We start from the raw sequence: 15,794 nt of genomic DNA, 5'->3' as shown, positions 1-15,794 counted from the left end.
CTGCAGGAGCCGCTTTGGCCGGGGCTGGCTGGCAGCCCGCGGCAAAAAAATACCCGGCGTCGCTAAAAACGAGGCCGGGCAGGTACGTCGGACGGGTCTTTAGCAGAATTTATAGAGCGCCCGCAAGCTGTGGCAAATCGGCGCTGGCGGTAAATATACCAAAGCGCCTGCCACTTCGTCCATCCATCAGGTGCCGGCAGGCATGAAGATGGCCAGGCACCCCAGCACCAGGAAGATCACGGCCGACACGATGTGCACCGCGCGGATCGGCACCCGGCGCGTGATGCGCTCGCCCAGCCACACCACCGGCGCGTTGGCGATCATCATCCCGAGCGTGGTGCCGGCCACCACCCACACGTAGGCGTTGTACTGCGCGGCCAGCATGACGGTGGCGATCTGCGTCTTGTCGCCCATCTCGGCCAGGAAGAACGCGATCAGCGTGGTGCCGAACACGCCCCAGCGCGGCGAGCCGTCGGCCTCGCCTTCGTCGAGCTTGTCGGGGATCAGCATCCAGATGGCCATCGCGATGAAGGATGCCGCGAGGATCCATCGCAGCACCTGCGGGCCCACGAAGGTGGTCACCCACGAGCCCACGGCGCCGGCCAGGCCGTGGTTGACCAGGGTGGCCACCAGGATGCCCAGGACGATGGGCCAGGGTTTGCGAAAGCGGGCGGCGAGAACGAGCGCCAGGAGCTGCGTCTTGTCGCCCATTTCGGCGAGCGCGACGATGGCGGTGGAGATGAAGAACGGTTCCATGTGGGGATCTATCCGGCCGGATAGTTATAGACAACGCATTGACTGCACCCCGACTCCGGCCATTGGATCGGCATGCAGTCAATGGTCTCGCCCAGCTCAACAACCGCATGCGCCATAGGCCCACAGGACCCAAGTTTGTTGACGCATGCCCCCGGCGCGTTGCGCACCGGGCGGGCTACTCCCCAAAGACCGGCGGATTTTAGCAGACCGGCGTGGCGCTGTGGTCCGGCAGCGCCTCGGCGGCGCCCGCGGGCGGGAGGCCGGCTTCCGTTTTTTGCGGGTTTCCCCGCAGATTCTGCAAAGAAAGGCCCCAATCCCTTCAACTTTCTGCGGATTCGGTCGCCCGATGACCAAATAAACCCCCACGGGGTCCATAAAGTGATTGATAATGAATCCGCTCTTCTGCTCGCAGGGGGCAAATAGCTTAGCGGTGTATGGTCAGTTTCGCGTCTCTGAAGTCGTCACAGGTTTGTTGATTGCGTCGGACTCCATCGCGTTTTTGTGTTTTTTGAGGAGTCCTTCATGGGCAACAAACTTTACGTGGGCAACCTGCCCTATTCGTTCCGCGACCAAGATCTGGAACAGACTTTCGGCCAATTCGGCTCCGTTGGCAGCGCCAAGGTCATGATGGAACGTGACACCGGCCGTTCCAAGGGCTTCGGCTTTGTGGAAATGGGCAGCGATGCCGAAGCACAAGCCGCCATCCAAGGCGTGCATGGCCAAAACTTCGGCGGCCGTGACCTCGTGGTCAACGAAGCCCGTCCTATGGAGCCACGCGCTCCACGTAGCGGCGGCTTCGGCGGCGGCAACGGTGGTGGCGGTTACGGCGGTGGTGGCGGCGGCGGTTACGGCGGTGGCCGTAGCGGCGGCGGCGGCGGTGGTGGTTACGGCGGTGGCCGTGAAGGTGGTGGCGGTGGCTACGGCGGTGGCCGCGGCAGCTACTGAAAGACCTGATCAGCAGACCCTTCGCGGTGTCTGCTGAAGGCAAGACAAAGGAGCCCTCGGGCTCCTTTTTTCATGTCCGGACGATCGCCATGCCACTGGCGGCGTCCATCGCTGCAGCGCAAAAACCCGCCTGGCGCAGCCGCCCCGCACGGCCGCCGGCAAGGTGCGGCAACGCCAAGGAGCCAGGGCCATTTCATGGATGCGCAGCAAAGTCACCACAGCATGCGATAGCGCTTGCATTTTCAGCCAAAGTGTGGAGCATAGTGTGCTGGCGGGATTTTCCCCCGTCGTCCAAGTCTGCGGTGTCCGTCAGTTTCGCGCTAAGAATGTCATTGAGATCAGCTGGCTGCGTTTTCGGGACTCCCTTCGCTTTATCCATGTGTTTTTGAGGAGTCCCTCGATGGGCAACAAACTGTATGTCGGCAACCTGCCGTACTCGGTGCGCGACAGTGATCTGGAACAGGCCTTTGGCCAATTTGGCGCCGTGACCAGCGCCAAGGTCATGATGGAGCGCGACACGGGACGCTCCAAGGGCTTTGGATTCGTGGAGATGGGCAGCGACGCAGAAGCCCAGTCCGCCATCAACGGCATGAACGGCCAGCCCCTGGGCGGCCGCTCCATCGTGGTCAACGAAGCCCGTCCCATGGAAGCCCGCCCACCCCGCAGCGGTGGATTCGGCGGCGGTGGTGGTGGCGGCTTTGGCGGCGGTGGCCGCAGTGGTGGCGGCGGCGGCTACGGCGGTGGCCGTGAAGGCGGCGGCGGTGGCTACGGTGGTGGTGGTGGCGGCCGTGACGGCGGCGGCGGATATGGCGGCGGCGGTGGTGGCCGTGGCGAAGGCGGCTTTCGCAGCCCCTACGGCTCGGGCTCCCGCAATGGCGGCGGCGGTGGCCGCAATGGTGGCGGCGGCGGTTACGGCGGCGGCGGCAACAGCGGCTACTGAGCCTCGCAGGTACTGCATTCTTGAGAAAAGCTCCTTCGGGAGCTTTTTTCATGTCCGGGCCGCTGCAGAGTGAAAAGCGCTCCGTTGGGCATCAGCGGCCATCTTTCATGCCACGGCGTGACGAGTTCGAATTCCGTGGTCCCGTCGTCGCAAGGCGGCACGAGACGGCCACTGCGCCTGCGCAAAGGCCGGCCCGCTACGCCGGGAGCGTTCCCCTGCGGGAAAAGGCGCAAAGCGCCACAGACAGGGAGGGCTGCTATTCGTCGATTCGGCGCTTGCGCGGGCGGCCTGCCAGCAGCTTGTCGAACACCGCATTGGGCAGCAGGCGCAGCAGCTTGGCGACCACACCCATCTGCCAGGGAATGACGCGGTAGCTCACCCCGGCAGCAATGGTGCGGTACGCGCGGTCGGCAAAGTCGCCGGGCTGCATGAGGAACGGCATGCCGTAGCGGTTTTGCTGCGTGAGCGGGGTGTCGATGTAGCCGGGCGAGATGGTGACCACGCGCACGCCGTGCGGGCGCATCTCGCCGCGCAGGCTTTCGCAGTAGCTGATGACGGCCGCCTTGCTGGCGCAGTAGGCGCCGTGCCCGGGCAGCCCGCGGATGCCCGCCACGCTGCCGATGCCCACCAGGGTGCCGCTGCCGCGCTGCACCATGGCGTCCACGAACGGGTGGAAGGTGGCGGCCAGGCCCAGGTTGTTGGTGGCGAAGGTGCGGGCCATCACGTCCAGGTCGTTCCGCACGGCGGTGTCCATGCCCACGCTGATGCCGGCATTGGCGATGACCACGTCGGGCACGCCCTGGCGCTGCAGGCAGTCCCGGCCCGCGGCGACGATGCTGTCGGTCACCGCGACGTCTGCGCTATATATTTCATAGCTGTCGGCGCTGATCCCCTGCGCGGCAGCCCAGGTCTGGACCTCGGAAGTGCGGCGCGCGGCCAGGGCCAGCCGGTAGCCGGCCTGGTGAAAGCGCAGGGCCAGCGCCTGGCCGATGCCGCTGGAAGCGCCGGTGATGAAGACGAGAGGGGTGGTCATACGGGCTCCGGCGGGCGGGGACAGGCGGGGGTGGGAGCGGCAGGCAGCGCAGGGCTGGCGGCTACTTGGCGGCACCGGGCTGCAGCACGCCGCGCACACGGCCGCGCATCTGCATCACCTGGTCCAGGTTGTCGTAGTCCATGCCGTCGGCCGTGAACCGGTCGTTGCCCCGGGTGAGGACGACGGGCTTGTCCGAACGCACCCGCTCGGTGTTGGTGTAGGCGTGCAGGAACTCGCTGCGGAACTCCAGGCGGGGCTCGGCCGGTTTGCCCGGCTTGGCGGGCAGGGGCTCGCGGGTGACGATGGCATTGCCAAAGAGCTGCACCTCGGAGCCGTCGGCGTTGGACAGCGCGCGGTCGGCCGTGGCCACGGTGATGCGGCCGTCGAGCGCGACCGAGCGCATGCGCACCTTGTCGATCTCCAGCGTGTCGGTGTCGGGGTAGTGGCGGCCCACCTCGCCCTGCACCTCGCTTTGCAGGCGGCCGGTGGCGTCGAAGCTTTTCACCGAAAAGCCCTTCATGAAATAGTCCGGCTGGTGCCCCTGCGTGCGCGCGACGGCGGGCAGCACCGGGGCGGGCGCGTTGCGCACCAGCCACCAGGTGCCCAGGGCCAGCAGGCCCATGAGCACCACGGGCAAATACAGCGAGAACTGGTCCCAGCCCTGGCGCACCATGCGGTTCACAGGCAGCCCTCCGCACCGGCAGGCCGGCGGCGGTGCAGCCACGCGTTCATGGGTGCCTTGCTCATGCGGTGTATTCCGCCAGCAGTGCCGCGTAGCGACCCGACGCCACCAACAGCAGGTCGCACAGCTCGCGCGCCGCGCCGTCGCCGCCACGCGCCTGGGTGACGAAGTGCGCGGCATGGCGCACCTCGGCCTGGGCATTGGCGGGTGCACACGCGAAAGCGCTGCGCCGCATCACCGGCAGGTCCGGCCAGTCGTCGCCCATCGCCGCGGCCTGGGCCCAGGCCAGCCCCAGCCGCGCCAGGATGTCCTCGGCCGCGGGGCGCTTGTCCTCGGTGCCGAACACCGCGTGCTCCACACCCAGCGCCTTCAGGCGCACGCGCAGCGGCGCTGAGTCGCGCCCCGTGATCACGGCGGGGGTGATGCCCGCCTTCTGCAACAGCTTGAGCCCATGCCCGTCCAGCGTGTTGAAGCGCTTGATCGTCTCGCCCGCCTCGCTGAAGTACAGGCTGCCATCGGTCAGCACGCCGTCGACGTCGAAGAACGCCACGCGCACATCCTGGGCACGCAGCAGCAGCTCGGGCGGAAATTGCAGCACAGGAAAGGTCACGTCAGAGGTCATCACACAGCGTTTGAACAGGCACGGCGCACACCAGCGCACCCGTGGAACCGGCTCAGCCGGTCCACCGGGTGCGTCCCCCTTGGGGTAAGGCGCGAAGCGACACAGGGGGTCATATGACTTTCGCGCGCATCAGGTCACCAATGTGCACCACCCCCACCAGCAGGCCGGCGGCATCCACCACCAGCACGCTCGTGATGGCATGGGCCTCCATCAATTCGGCGGCGTCCACGGCCAGTGCGTCGGGTGCGATGCGGCGGGGCCCGGCGTGCATCACCTGCGCGGCGGTGGCGGTGCGCAGGTCGGCCCCGGCTTCGATGCGGCGGCGCAGGTCGCCGTCGGTGAAGATGCCCAGCACCTGGCCCGCCGGGCCGACGATGGCCGAGGCGCCCAGCCCCTTGGCGCTCATCTCGCGCATGAGGTCGCTGAACGAGGCCTCGGGCGCGACGCGCGGGATCTCGCTGCCGGTGCGCATCACATCGCTCACATGGGTGAGCAGCTTGCGGCCCAGCGCGCCACCGGGGTGCGAGCGGGCGAAGTCTTCGGGGCGAAAGCCCCGGGCGTCCAGCAGGGCCACGGCCAGCGCGTCGCCCATGGCCAGCTGGGCCGTGGTGCTGGCGGTGGGCGCCAGGTTCAGGGGGCAGGCTTCGCGCTCCACGCTGGTGTCCAGCACCAGCTCGGCGTGGCGCGCCAGGGTGGACTCCAGCCCGCCGGTCATGGCGATCAGCGGCGCGCCCAGGCGGCGCAGCACGGGCAGGATGGCGGTGAGCTCGCCGCTCTCGCCGCTGTTGGAGATGGCCAGCACCAGGTCGTCGCCGGTGACCATGCCCAGGTCGCCGTGGCTGGCCTCGGCGGGGTGCACGAAGAACGCCGGCGTGCCGGTGGAGGCGAGGGTGGCGGCGATCTTGCGGCCCACGTGGCCGCTCTTGCCCATGCCCATGACCACCACGCGGCCCCTCGTCTGCAGGGCCATCGACACGGCCTGCGCAAACACGCCGTCGACGCGCGCCGACAGGCCGTGCAGGGCGGCGGCCTCGATGTCGAAGGTCTCGCGGGCCAGGCGCAGGGCCTGTTCGGCATCGAAGGGGGGCAGCGCGGCAGGGGCGGGAGTCATCCGGCGATTCTATCGAGCGGGGCATGCCCGCCCGCGGCGACAGCATTTTGTCCTTCGGTGGCACGGCGCATGCATGCAGGGCCGAAAAAACTGTAACCACGCCCCACGCCTCGGATAGCATCGAAACCATGTCTTCGCTCGCCCTCACCCTGCTGTATTTGCTGGCCGCCGTGCTGGGGGTGGTGACCTGCCGCAGCCTCAAGCTGCCGCCCATGCTGGGCTATCTGGCGGCGGGCGTGCTGATCGGGCCGCACGCATTGGCGCTGGCGCAGAACTCCGAAGGCGTGCGCCACCTGGGCGAGTTCGGCGTGGTGTTCCTGATGTTCGCCATCGGCCTGGAGTTCAGCCTGCCCAAGCTGCGGGCCATGCGCCGGCAGGTGTTTGGCCTGGGCCTGATGCAGGTGGTGCTGACCATGGCCATCGTGGCCGGCGCAGCCCTGCTGCTGTCGCGCTTCGTGGGCGGCGTGTGGGACATGGGCTGGCAGACGGCGCTGGCGCTGTCGGGCGTGATCGCCATGAGCAGCACGGCCATCGTGGTCAAGCTGATGGCCGAGCGCGCGGAGCTGGAGAGCGAGCACGGCCGCCGCGTGATGGGCATCCTGCTGTTCCAGGACCTGGCCGTGGTGCCGCTGCTGGTGCTGATCCCGGCACTGAGTTCGTCGCCCGAGCAGTTGCTTCCCGCGCTGGGCTGGGCGCTGATCAAGGCCACGGTGCTGGTGGGCCTGCTGCTCACCGGCGGGCAGCGGGTGATGCGCTGGTGGCTCACGCTGGTGGCGCGGCGCAAGAGCGACGAACTGTTCATGCTCAACCTGCTGCTGATCACGCTGGGACTGGCCTGGCTGACGGAGGTGGCGGGGCTGAGCCTGGCCCTGGGGGCTTTCATCGCGGGGGTGCTGGTGTCCGAGACGGAGTACAAGCACCAGGTGGGCACGGACATCCGGCCCTTCCACGACGTGCTGCTGGGCCTCTTTTTCATCACCATCGGCATGATGCTGGACTGGCACATCCTGGTGGACCGCTGGGCCATGGTCCTGGGACTGCTGGCCGTGCCACTGGTGCTCAAGCTGGTGATCATCCTGGTGCTGGCGCGCGGCATGGGGGCCACCACCGGCATCTCGCTGCGCACCGGGCTGTACCTGGCGCAGGCGGGCGAGTTCGGCTTCGTGCTGCTGTCGCTCACGCAGGCCAACGGCCTGGTGCAGCCCGCGCTGATGAACCCCATCCTCGCGGCCATGGTGCTGTCGATGCTGGCCACGCCGTTCCTCATCATGTACAGCAACCGCATCGTGATGAAGCTGGTGGCCAGCGACTGGCTGCAGCAGTCGCTGCAGATGACGAGCATCGCGCGCAAGTCGATCAACACCAGCAAGCACGTGATCATCTGCGGTTACGGCCGCTGCGGCCAGAACCTGGCGCGCATGCTGGAGCACGAAGGCATCCCGTACATGGCGCTCGACCTGGACCCGGACCGCGTGCGCCAGGCCGCCGCGGCCGGCGACTCGGTGGTGTATGGCGACGCTACCCGGCTGCAGGCGCTGATGGCCGCGGGCCTGGTGCGCGCCAGCGCCGTCGCCATCACCTACATCGACGTACCCGCCGCCCTGAAGGTGCTGGCCAATGCCCGGTCCCACGCGCCGCAGGTGCCGGTGGTGGTGCGCACGCAGGACGACGCCCACCTGGACAAGCTGCAGGCCGCCGGCGCCACCGAGGTGGTGCCCGAGGCCATCGAGGGCTCGCTGATGCTGGCCAGCCATGCGCTGGCGCTGGTGGGCGTGCCCATGCGCCGCGTGCTGCGCCTGGTGCAGGACCAGCGCGACGCGCGCTACAACCTGCTGCGCGGCTACTTCCACGGCGCCGACGACGACACCGCCAACGAGCGCGACCAGGAGCGCCTGTCCACCATCAACCTGCCGCCGGGCTCCACCGCGCTGGGCCAGAGCCTGGGGCAGCTGGCGCTGTCGGCCATGGGCGTGCGGGTGGTGAACCTGCGGCGCAGCAGCGGCCACATGAGCTCGGCCGTGGACGACGCGCTGCTGGCGGTGGGCGACACGCTGGTGCTCTCGGGCCACCCGGCGGCGCTGTCGCTGGCCGAGGAAAAGCTGCTCAAGGGATAAGCAAGAGGTGCATCCCCCTGAGGCGCTTCGCGCCCTCCCCCTTCTCTCGAACGGCTGCGCCATTGGGGGAGGGGGACACCGCCAGCGCGGCGGGGCGGCCCTTGCGCGGCGGTCGCTGGCCGGGGGCGTGCCCGTTTTGCCCGCTGTGGCGAATTGATGGCAAAAACAGCCTCTGGCGATTGTGTATCAAGCGCCAACAGCTATCTTTTGTATAGCATTCACAACAATTCTGCAGGTCCGGGCCGACCAAAGAAGTAGCCCTGGAAGCGCTGGCAGCCGTTGCGCAGCAGGAAGGCGTGCTGGCCTTCGGTTTCCACGCCTTCGGCCACCACGTCCAGGCCCAGGCTGTGGGCCAGCGTGATGATGGTGCAGGCGATGGTGGCGTCGTTGGGGTCGGTGAGCACATCGCGCACGAAGCTCTGGTCGATCTTGAGCTGGTCGAGCGGCAGGCGCTTGAGGTAGGACAGCGACGAGTAGCCGGTGCCGAAGTCGTCCAGCGAGAACCCCACGCCCAGCGTGCGCAGGGCCTGCATCTTGCGGATGCTGTCTTCCACGTCCTGCAGCAGCAGGCTCTCGGTCAGCTCCAGCTTGAGCCGGCGCGGGTCGGCGCCCGAGCTCTCCAGCACGGCCAGCACCTCCTGCACGAAGTCGGCCTGGCGGAACTCGTGCGCGCTCACGTTGACGGCCACGCTCCAGTGGGCCTTGTGCGGCGTGTGGGACCACCGGGCCAGCTGCGCACAGGCCATGCCCAGCACCTGGCGCCCCAGGGGCAGGATCAGGCCGGTCTGCTCGGCCAGCGAGATGAACTCGCCCGGCGGCACCATGCCGCGCTGCGGGTGGTTCCAGCGCACCAGGGCCTCGGCGCCCAGCACCTGGCCGGACTCGTTCACCACGGGCTGGTAGTGCAGCACGAACTCGCTGCGCAGGATGCCCTGTCGGATGTCGCCCTCCAGCGCCGACCGCGCCGACGCCGCGGCCTGCATGGCGGGGTCGAAGAAGCACATCGTGTTGCGGCCCTGGGCCTTGGCCTGGTACATGGCCAGGTCGGCGCGCTTGAGCAGTTCCTGCACCGGCAGCTCCACGTCGCGGAACAGCGCGATGCCGATGCTGGGCGTGCTGTGCACCTCGCTGCCCTGCACCAGGTAGGGCTGGTTGAGCGAGGCCAGCACCTTCTGCGCCACGGCCTCGGCTTCGGCGGCGGCTTCGTCCGCGTGGGCGTGCAGGCCCTGGATCACCACCACGAATTCGTCGCCGCCCAGCCGGGCCACGGTGTCGGTGGCACGCACGCAGGCACTGACGCGGTGGCCCACCTGCACCAGCAGCCGGTCGCCCCACTCGTGGCCCATGGTGTCGTTCACGCCCTTGAAGTTGTCGAGGTCCAGGAACAGCAGCGCGCCGTGGCAGCCCTCGCGCGCGCAGGCCGTGACGGCACGCTCGAGGCGGTCCATCAGCAGGCGCCGGTTCGGCAGGGCGGTGAGTTCGTCGTAGAAGGCCAGGCGCTGGATCTCGGCCTCGGCCAGCTTGCGCTCGGTGATGTCGCGCGCCACGCCCCGGTAGCCGGTGAACTGGCCTTCGGCATCGAAGATGGGCTCGCCGCTGATCGACACCCACACCGGCTTGCCGTCCTCGGTCATGCGCTGCATCTCGAAGTCGTGGAACACCTGGCGGGCTTCGAGCTTCTCGCGGTGCTCGCGCCACTGCCCGTCGGTCACGAAGGTGTCGGGCAGCTCCCAGCGGGTGCGGCCGTAGTGCATCTCGTCGGGCACACCCGCCTCGCGGTAGGGGTTGCCATCCAGCCGCACGAAGCGGAACTGCGCGTCCTGCTCCCAGTACCAGTCCGACGACAGCTGCGTGAGGCTGCGCCAGCGCGCCTCGCTCAGGCGCAGGGCCTCCAGCGTGCTCAGGTAGTCGGTGACATCGGTGAAGGTGCGCACCCGCCCGCCTTGCTCCAGGCTGCGCGTGCGCACCTCGATGTAGCGGCCGGTGTGCGTGCGCCGCACGTAGGCGGCCGGCATCTGCACGTTGCCGTCGGGTGTGTCGGCCTGCGACGACACATAGCTGCGCGCCATGGGCTCGATGTACTGAAAGCCCGGCCCGAAGTCGCCGCGCTCGGTCTGAAAGCGCACCACTTCCTCGAAGCGCGGCTGCGTGGCCAGCAGCGCTTCGGGCAGGTCCAGCAGCTCCAGGTAGCGGCGGTTGTAGACGCGGATGCGCCCCTCGGCGTCCACGTTGGTGATGCCCTGCGACACGCTGGCCAGCGTGGCCTCCAGCGCACGCGTCTTGTCCGCGAGCAGGCCGCTGGTGCGCTCGAGCTCGGCCTCGACCTCGCGGCGCGCGAGTTCCGCGCGGCGGGCCATCTCCAGCTGGCCGATGGTGTTGAGCAGGGGCTGCAGGAACTCCACGTCGGCGGCGGTGTAGCCCTCGCTGCGGTTCGCCAGGCCCACCAGCGCCACCAGCTCGCCCGCGGCATGGATGGGCAGGCCCAGGTAGGTGGTCAGGGGCGGATGGCCCGGGGGCGTGCCCGCGCTGCGCGGGTCCTGGCGCGCATCGTTGGTGAGCACGGGCTCGCCCGACACCAGCGCCGCGCCCAGCAGGGACTGCAGGTTGTCGAACACCATGCCTTCGTCGGCGTGCTGGGCGTAGCGGGCCCGGGACGCCTCGTCCCAGCTGATGTCCGTCATCGCATGCACGCGCAGCAGCGGGTGGCCGTCTTCCGCACGCACCACCTGGCCCACCAGGCCGAAGGCGCTGTGCGTGAGCGACATCAGCTCCTGCAGCAGCGCCTCGAACGCGGCCCGCGGCCCGGAGCTGGCGATGAACATGGCCTGCGCGCGCGAGATGGCCTGCAGCAGGCGGTGCTGGCGGGCCAGCATGGCCTCGGCCACCTGGCGCGCCCGCGCGCTGGAGTGGCGCTCGAGCACGGTGTCGATCTGCGCGGGCAGTTCCAGCAGGTAATCAAGCGCAGGGTCCTGCACCGCGAAGTCCTCGAACCCGTAGCGCATGGCCTGCGCCGCATGGGTTTCGGCGCCGGCGCGCACGAGGATCATGGCGGGCACGCCGCCGAGCAACTGCAGCAGGTCGAAGGCCGATCCGCCCACCGTGCGCTGCGCGGCCAGCACGATGTCGGGCCGCTGGTGCTGCAGGTACGCGCCGGCCTGGGCCTGCGAGCCCACCACGTCCACGCGCCAGCCCGACCACGGGTCCGCCAAGGCATCCGCCACCGCCTGGGCATGGGCGGGGTCGTTTTCGATCAGCAGGACGGTGATGGGCATGTGCCGATCTTCAGTGCAGGGGTGCGCGGCGGCAGGTGCGGGCGGGAGTATGTAACAACACAGGAACATTATGGCGGTTGACAGCCCCGCGCGGCACCTGTCTGGCCCACCGTTGTCCGGTGTTTACACTCGTGCCCTCCCGCGCGCCCGGCGCGCAGCCCCGTGGCGCCGCACCGCCCCTCTCTCCAACAAGCCCACACCGCCCGCTCATGCAGCCACTCAGCGTCAACGACTTTCTTCGCCAGCACATCCGCACCGTGCCCGACTGGCCCGCGGCGGGCGTGCAGTTTCGCGACATCACGCCGCTGCTGCAGGACCCGAAGGTGTTCCGCGTGCTCATCGATGCGTTCGTGCACCGCTACATGGACAAGGCGCTGCGCCCCGACGTGGTGGCCGGGCTGGATGCGCGCGGCTTCATCCTGGGCGCCGTGGTGGCGTACGAGCTGAACGTGGGCTTCGTGCCCATCCGCAAAAAGGGCAAGCTGCCCTTCACCACGGTGGAAGAAACCTACGAGCTGGAGTACGGCAGCGCCACGGTGGAGCTGCACACCGACGCCGTGAAGGCGGGCGACCGCGTGCTGCTGATCGACGACCTGATTGCCACCGGCGGCACGATGATGGCCGGCAAGAAGCTCCTGGAAAAGCTGGGCGCCACCGTCACCGAAGGCGCCGCCATCGTGGACCTGCCTGAGCTGGGCGGCTCGCAGCGCCTGCGCGACGGCGGCCTGCCGCTGTACACCCTGGTCGACTTCGCCGGGCACTGAGGCCACGCCACGGCGCAGGCAGCGGCAGGAAGGCGGGACACCAGCCCCACCCGTCGCTTCGGGCGCGCCAAAAGGAAAGCCCTCCATGCGGAGGGCTGGCATCCATCAGCGGCGGGGCGGGCACCCACGCCCGCCGCCACCGATCCGGTCCATGCAATCAGTTCAGCTCGCCATACTGGGTGCTGCTGAGGTCGGGGGACGGACCGTCCGAGCCAGGCATCTCGGTGTCTTCGAAACCTGTGGAGTGCGACGACGGCGGCAGCAGCGGACCGGAGCGCACCGGCACACCCGGCCGGGCGGCAGCGGCGGCTGCGGGCGCCGCGGCGCTGGCACCTGCGGCATTGGCCAGCGCCCGCTTGAACGCCGCCACCTCGTCGGCCTCGATGGGCTCGTAGCGCGGCGACGGGCGCGTGGCTGGCGCGGGGGCCGGGGCCAGGGTGGGAGCGGCCGGCAGCAGCGGCGCGGGCGCCGTGGCCTGGGCCGCGAGTGTGGGCGCAGCCGGCCGCACCGGCGGGACGGCCGCCGCAGGGGCGGATGCCGCTGGCGCGGGCGCTGCAACAGCTGGGCGCACCGCAGGCGCCGGGGCTGGCGCCGCAGGCACGGGCGCAGCGGCCGCACGTGCCGGCATGGCAGCGGGCGCAGGGGCGGGGGCGGGGGCGGGCGTTGCCAGCACGGGCGCCGGGCGGCGCACGGCGGGCGCCGGAGCCGCCTGCAGCGAGGCGCCCAGCGGCGCCACGCCCTTTTGCGGAATGCCCACCGCCACATGGTCGTTGATGCGCCAGTACACGGCGGTCACCAGGATGTCGTAGCGGGTCTTGGCGGTCTGGGCGATCAGGGCTTCGATCTCGGACAGGCGCACGGTCTCGCCGCCGTATTCGCGGGCCAGGTCCATCATCACCAGGAACTGGCGGCCGCGCTGGTCCAGCGACAGCACCTTGAACTTGTAGCTGGCCGACAGCACGCCGGCACGCACCATCGCATCGCGCACCACGGTGTACAGCAGCTCGCGGCGCTCCATGCGCTCGTTCTTGCGGTTGGCGGCATGCTCCGGGGGCACGGGTTCGAGCAGCGGTTTGCCCAGGCGGCCCGGGGACAGGGGCACGGTGGCGTCGGCATTCAGCAAGCCCGAGGGCTCGGCGGCCGGGCGGGGCTTGGGAGGGGCAGGTTTGCGGCTGAACCAGCTGAACAGGGACATGACTTGCTTTCTACAGATGGCGCCCGGGGAAATCGAAAATTGAGTGTAACGCGGTGTACACCCGATATCGCCCCGCAAAAGCCCGCAGGCCCGCCTGAACCGCCCGCCTGTCAGGTGGCCGCAACGCGGCGGCGGCGGTTACCCAGCCGCTTGGCCAGCACGGCCCCGGCCGCCATCACCAGGCCGAGCGCAATGGCGGGCTGGCGGTTGGTCAATTCGGTGAAGCGCAGGGCCGGCAGGCTCCACAGCTTGCACGGCGCGCTGGCCTGCACGGTGGCGCTGCGCGAGCGGTGCGAGAAGAAAGCGCCTTCGCCCACCACGGAGCCCGCGCCGACGATGGCCAGGCGCAACCGCTCTTTTTCGTCCTGGTAGTGCACGCTGAGGCTGCCGCTTTCCACCAGGTACAGCGTGCGGTCCGTCGCGCCCTGCGAGAACAGCACCTGCCCGGCGGGCATGACCACGGGCAGCAGGTACGACGACAGGATTTCCCACTGCGCGGGGGTCAAGGGGTTGGTCATGCTGTCATCGGCGCTGGCCTGCGCGATGGCGTCGATCAGGCCCTGCAGGTCAACCTTGGGCGCCAATGGAGAGGAAACGTTCATGGGGCGCGAAGCTACCCTTGTTACAGGTTGGACACAAGCGCTGTTTACGTCCGTTTACAACATTAGCGACAGGCGGCGGGCTGGGGCTGTTCTACGGGGCAAACCGGGGCGGGGCCAAGGGGGGCGGCCTGATTTTCGACCCTGCGTAGGCACTGGCCGGCTAGACCCAAAGGCGGCCGGTCGGCCGTTCACTTGCCGATGCAGAAGCTTGAGAAGATCACGCCCAGCAGGTCGTCGGAGGTGAATTCCCCGGTGATCGCGCTCAGTGCGTTCTGCGCCAGCCGCAGCTCTTCGGCCAGCAGGTCGAGCGCCGGGCCCTGGGCGCCGAGCTGGTCGGCGGCCTCCTGCAGGTGGGCGCCGACCGCCTGCAGCGCCTCGACATGCCGGGCGCGGGCGATGTAGATGCCCTCGGGCGCCGACTGCCACCCGGCCACGTCCAGCAGAACGCGCCGCAGGCTGTCCAGCCCCTCGCCGGTGCGGGCGGACAGGCGAACGCTGGGCCGCGCGCCGGCATTGGCGGGGGCTGGCACCGCAGCGGCAGTGGACGCAGCTGCCGTGGTGTCCGCGGGCAGCGCTGCAGCGGGTGCGGCCGGTGCACGGTCCAGCTTGTTCCAGACGTCGATGACCGGGATGGAAGCGGGCAGCCTTTGGGCGATAGCGCTTGCTATGTCAGCGTCAGCAGCTATGTATTCAATAGTATCGGCACGCTCCAGGTCGTGCAGGAACAGCACGGCATCGGCCCCGGCGATCTCGTCCCATGCGCGGGCAATGCCGATGCGCTCCACCTCGTCCTCGCTGTCGCGCAGGCCGGCGGTGTCGATGATGTGCAGGGGCACGCCCTCGATCTGGATGGTCTGCTGCACCTTGTCACGCGTGGTGCCGGCAATGGGCGTGACGATGGCCAGCTCGGCCCCCGCCAGAGCGTTGAGCAGCGAGCTCTTGCCCGCATTGGGCTGGCCGGCGATGACCACCTTGATGCCCTCGCGCAGCAGCGCGCCCTGGCGTGCGCGCTGCATCACCGACGCCAGCGTCTGCTGCAGATTCGATAACTGCCCGTGCGCATCAGCCTTGCGCAGGAAGTCGATTTCTTCTTCCGGAAAGTCGAGCGTGGCCTCCACCAGCATGCGCAGGTGGATGAGCGCGTCGCGCAGGCCGTGGATCTCGGCCGAGAACGCGCCCGTCAGCGACCGGCTGGCGCTGCGGGCCGCCGCCTCGGTGCTCGCGTCGATCAGGTCGGCGATGGCCTCGGCCTGGGCCAGGTCGATCTTGTCGTTCAGGAAAGCGCGTTCGGTGAACTCGCCGGGCTGCGCCACGCGCAGCCCGGGCAGGCAGGCCTGGCCGGTGGCGGCGTCGGGCGCGCTGCCCGCCTGCAGGCAGCGGGCCAGCAGCAGCTGCAGCACCACGGGGCCGCCGTGGGCCTGCAGCTCCAGCACGTCCTCGCCGGTGTAGCTGTGCGGGCCGGGGAAGTACAGCGCCAGCCCCTGGTCGATGGCCTGGCCCTGCGCATCCCGAAAGGGCAGGTAGGTGGCCTCGCGGGGCTTGAGCGCCCGGCCGCACAGCGCCTGCACCAGCCCACCGATGGCCCGGCCGGACACCCGCACGATGCCGACGGCACCCCGGCCCGGAGCGGTGGCGATGGCGACGATGGGGTCCTGGTGGCGGGCAAGCATGGGGGCGACTTTACAAGGGTGGGGTGCGGGTGGAATAAAAAAGGCCGCTTGCGCGGCCTTCGGGGTTCGTGCTTTCTCAGCGACTCAA

At 69.3% G+C, this 15,794-nt stretch carries 13 protein-coding genes and 1 riboswitch; of the genes, 4 read left to right on the top strand and 9 right to left on the bottom strand.

Going from position 1 to position 15,794, the window contains the following annotated elements; translation table 11 throughout:
• Positions 1 to 186: 186 nt before the first annotated feature.
• Positions 187 to 756: a TMEM165/GDT1 family protein gene (locus ASG27_RS02150; protein ID WP_056410882.1), complete on the bottom strand. Its 570-nt coding sequence runs from the start codon at positions 754 to 756 to the stop codon at positions 187 to 189.
• A 22-nt stretch (positions 757 to 778) separates the two neighbouring features.
• Positions 779 to 952: riboswitch (yybP-ykoY riboswitch) on the bottom strand.
• A 326-nt stretch (positions 953 to 1,278) separates the two neighbouring features.
• On the opposite strand from ASG27_RS02150, the gene ASG27_RS02145 reads away from it, so the two are divergent.
• Positions 1,279 to 1,701 carry an RNA recognition motif domain-containing protein gene (locus ASG27_RS02145; protein ID WP_056411609.1) on the top strand — a complete coding sequence of 141 codons (423 nt, stop codon included), beginning with the start codon at positions 1,279 to 1,281 and terminating at the stop codon, positions 1,699 to 1,701.
• A 400-nt stretch (positions 1,702 to 2,101) separates the two neighbouring features.
• A complete protein-coding gene (locus ASG27_RS02140; protein ID WP_056410879.1) occupies positions 2,102 to 2,641 on the top strand; it encodes an RNA recognition motif domain-containing protein in 540 nt (179 codons plus the stop codon).
• Between the two features lie 256 nt (positions 2,642 to 2,897).
• On the opposite strand, the gene ASG27_RS02135 is transcribed toward ASG27_RS02140, so the two are convergent.
• From ASG27_RS02135 to ASG27_RS02120, 4 genes are all read right to left on the bottom strand, one after another.
• Positions 2,898 to 3,674: an SDR family oxidoreductase gene (locus ASG27_RS02135; RefSeq protein ID WP_056410876.1), complete on the bottom strand. Its 777-nt coding sequence runs from the start codon at positions 3,672 to 3,674 to the stop codon at positions 2,898 to 2,900.
• 61 nt (positions 3,675 to 3,735) lie between these two features.
• Positions 3,736 to 4,347, bottom strand: a complete 612-nt coding sequence (gene lptC / locus ASG27_RS02130; protein WP_056411607.1) for an LPS export ABC transporter periplasmic protein LptC — start codon at positions 4,345 to 4,347, stop codon at positions 3,736 to 3,738.
• A gap of 70 nt (positions 4,348 to 4,417) precedes the next feature.
• A complete protein-coding gene (locus ASG27_RS02125) occupies positions 4,418 to 4,978 on the bottom strand; it encodes a KdsC family phosphatase (RefSeq protein ID WP_056410875.1) in 561 nt (186 codons plus the stop codon).
• A 109-nt stretch (positions 4,979 to 5,087) separates the two neighbouring features.
• A complete protein-coding gene (locus ASG27_RS02120; RefSeq protein ID WP_056410871.1) occupies positions 5,088 to 6,089 on the bottom strand; it encodes a KpsF/GutQ family sugar-phosphate isomerase in 1,002 nt (333 codons plus the stop codon).
• 128 nt (positions 6,090 to 6,217) lie between these two features.
• Between ASG27_RS02120 and ASG27_RS02115 the strand changes: the two genes are divergently transcribed.
• Positions 6,218 to 8,203, top strand: coding sequence for a monovalent cation:proton antiporter-2 (CPA2) family protein (locus ASG27_RS02115; protein ID WP_056410865.1), 1,986 nt, complete (start codon positions 6,218 to 6,220; stop codon positions 8,201 to 8,203).
• A gap of 218 nt (positions 8,204 to 8,421) precedes the next feature.
• Here the strand turns inward: ASG27_RS02115 and ASG27_RS02110 are convergent, their stop codons facing one another.
• A complete protein-coding gene (locus tag ASG27_RS02110; RefSeq protein WP_056410862.1) occupies positions 8,422 to 11,475 on the bottom strand; it encodes an EAL domain-containing protein in 3,054 nt (1,017 codons plus the stop codon).
• A gap of 209 nt (positions 11,476 to 11,684) precedes the next feature.
• On the opposite strand from ASG27_RS02110, the gene ASG27_RS02105 reads away from it, so the two are divergent.
• On the top strand, positions 11,685 to 12,239 hold the full coding sequence (locus ASG27_RS02105; protein ID WP_056410858.1) for an adenine phosphoribosyltransferase: 555 nt from the start codon (positions 11,685 to 11,687) through the stop codon (positions 12,237 to 12,239).
• A 157-nt stretch (positions 12,240 to 12,396) separates the two neighbouring features.
• On the opposite strand, the gene ASG27_RS02100 is transcribed toward ASG27_RS02105, so the two are convergent.
• The 3 genes from ASG27_RS02100 to mnmE form a co-directional block, all read right to left on the bottom strand.
• Positions 12,397 to 13,434, bottom strand: coding sequence for a hypothetical protein (locus ASG27_RS02100; RefSeq protein ID WP_056410855.1), 1,038 nt, complete (start codon positions 13,432 to 13,434; stop codon positions 12,397 to 12,399).
• A 110-nt stretch (positions 13,435 to 13,544) separates the two neighbouring features.
• Positions 13,545 to 14,036 (bottom strand): Crp/Fnr family transcriptional regulator, encoded by a 492-nt coding sequence (locus ASG27_RS02095; RefSeq protein ID WP_056171495.1) that lies wholly within the window; start codon positions 14,034 to 14,036, stop codon positions 13,545 to 13,547.
• Between the two features lie 188 nt (positions 14,037 to 14,224).
• Complete coding sequence (gene mnmE, locus ASG27_RS02090) at positions 14,225 to 15,706, bottom strand: tRNA uridine-5-carboxymethylaminomethyl(34) synthesis GTPase MnmE (RefSeq protein ID WP_056410853.1); 1,482 nt, start codon at positions 15,704 to 15,706, stop codon at positions 14,225 to 14,227.
• Between the last annotated feature and the right edge of the window lie 88 nt (positions 15,707 to 15,794).

Origin of the sequence: Acidovorax sp. Leaf191 (assembly GCF_001424425.1) — a bacterium.
In the GTDB taxonomy this organism is placed as follows: domain Bacteria; phylum Pseudomonadota; class Gammaproteobacteria; order Burkholderiales; family Burkholderiaceae_C; genus Acidovorax.
Note: the sequence above shows the minus strand (reverse complement) of the source record. Positions and strands in the feature narration are given on the sequence as shown.

Excerpts from the sequence above, each read along its gene's own strand:
- ASG27_RS02150 (WP_056410882.1), bottom strand. The coding sequence starts at position 756 with ATGGAACCGTTCTTCATCTCCACCGCCATCGTCGCGCTCGCCGAAATG.
- ASG27_RS02145 (WP_056411609.1), top strand. The coding sequence starts at position 1,279 with ATGGGCAACAAACTTTACGTGGGCAACCTGCCCTATTCGTTCCGCGAC.
- ASG27_RS02140 (WP_056410879.1), top strand. The coding sequence starts at position 2,102 with ATGGGCAACAAACTGTATGTCGGCAACCTGCCGTACTCGGTGCGCGAC.
- ASG27_RS02135 (WP_056410876.1), bottom strand. The coding sequence starts at position 3,674 with ATGACCACCCCTCTCGTCTTCATCACCGGCGCTTCCAGCGGCATCGGC.
- lptC (WP_056411607.1), bottom strand. The coding sequence starts at position 4,347 with ATGGTGCGCCAGGGCTGGGACCAGTTCTCGCTGTATTTGCCCGTGGTG.
- ASG27_RS02125 (WP_056410875.1), bottom strand. The coding sequence starts at position 4,978 with ATGACCTCTGACGTGACCTTTCCTGTGCTGCAATTTCCGCCCGAGCTG.
- ASG27_RS02120 (WP_056410871.1), bottom strand. The coding sequence starts at position 6,089 with ATGACTCCCGCCCCTGCCGCGCTGCCCCCCTTCGATGCCGAACAGGCC.
- ASG27_RS02115 (WP_056410865.1), top strand. The coding sequence starts at position 6,218 with ATGTCTTCGCTCGCCCTCACCCTGCTGTATTTGCTGGCCGCCGTGCTG.
- ASG27_RS02110 (WP_056410862.1), bottom strand. The coding sequence starts at position 11,475 with ATGCCCATCACCGTCCTGCTGATCGAAAACGACCCCGCCCATGCCCAG.
- ASG27_RS02105 (WP_056410858.1), top strand. The coding sequence starts at position 11,685 with ATGCAGCCACTCAGCGTCAACGACTTTCTTCGCCAGCACATCCGCACC.
- ASG27_RS02100 (WP_056410855.1), bottom strand. The coding sequence starts at position 13,434 with ATGTCCCTGTTCAGCTGGTTCAGCCGCAAACCTGCCCCTCCCAAGCCC.
- ASG27_RS02095 (WP_056171495.1), bottom strand. The coding sequence starts at position 14,036 with ATGAACGTTTCCTCTCCATTGGCGCCCAAGGTTGACCTGCAGGGCCTG.
- mnmE (WP_056410853.1), bottom strand. The coding sequence starts at position 15,706 with ATGCTTGCCCGCCACCAGGACCCCATCGTCGCCATCGCCACCGCTCCG.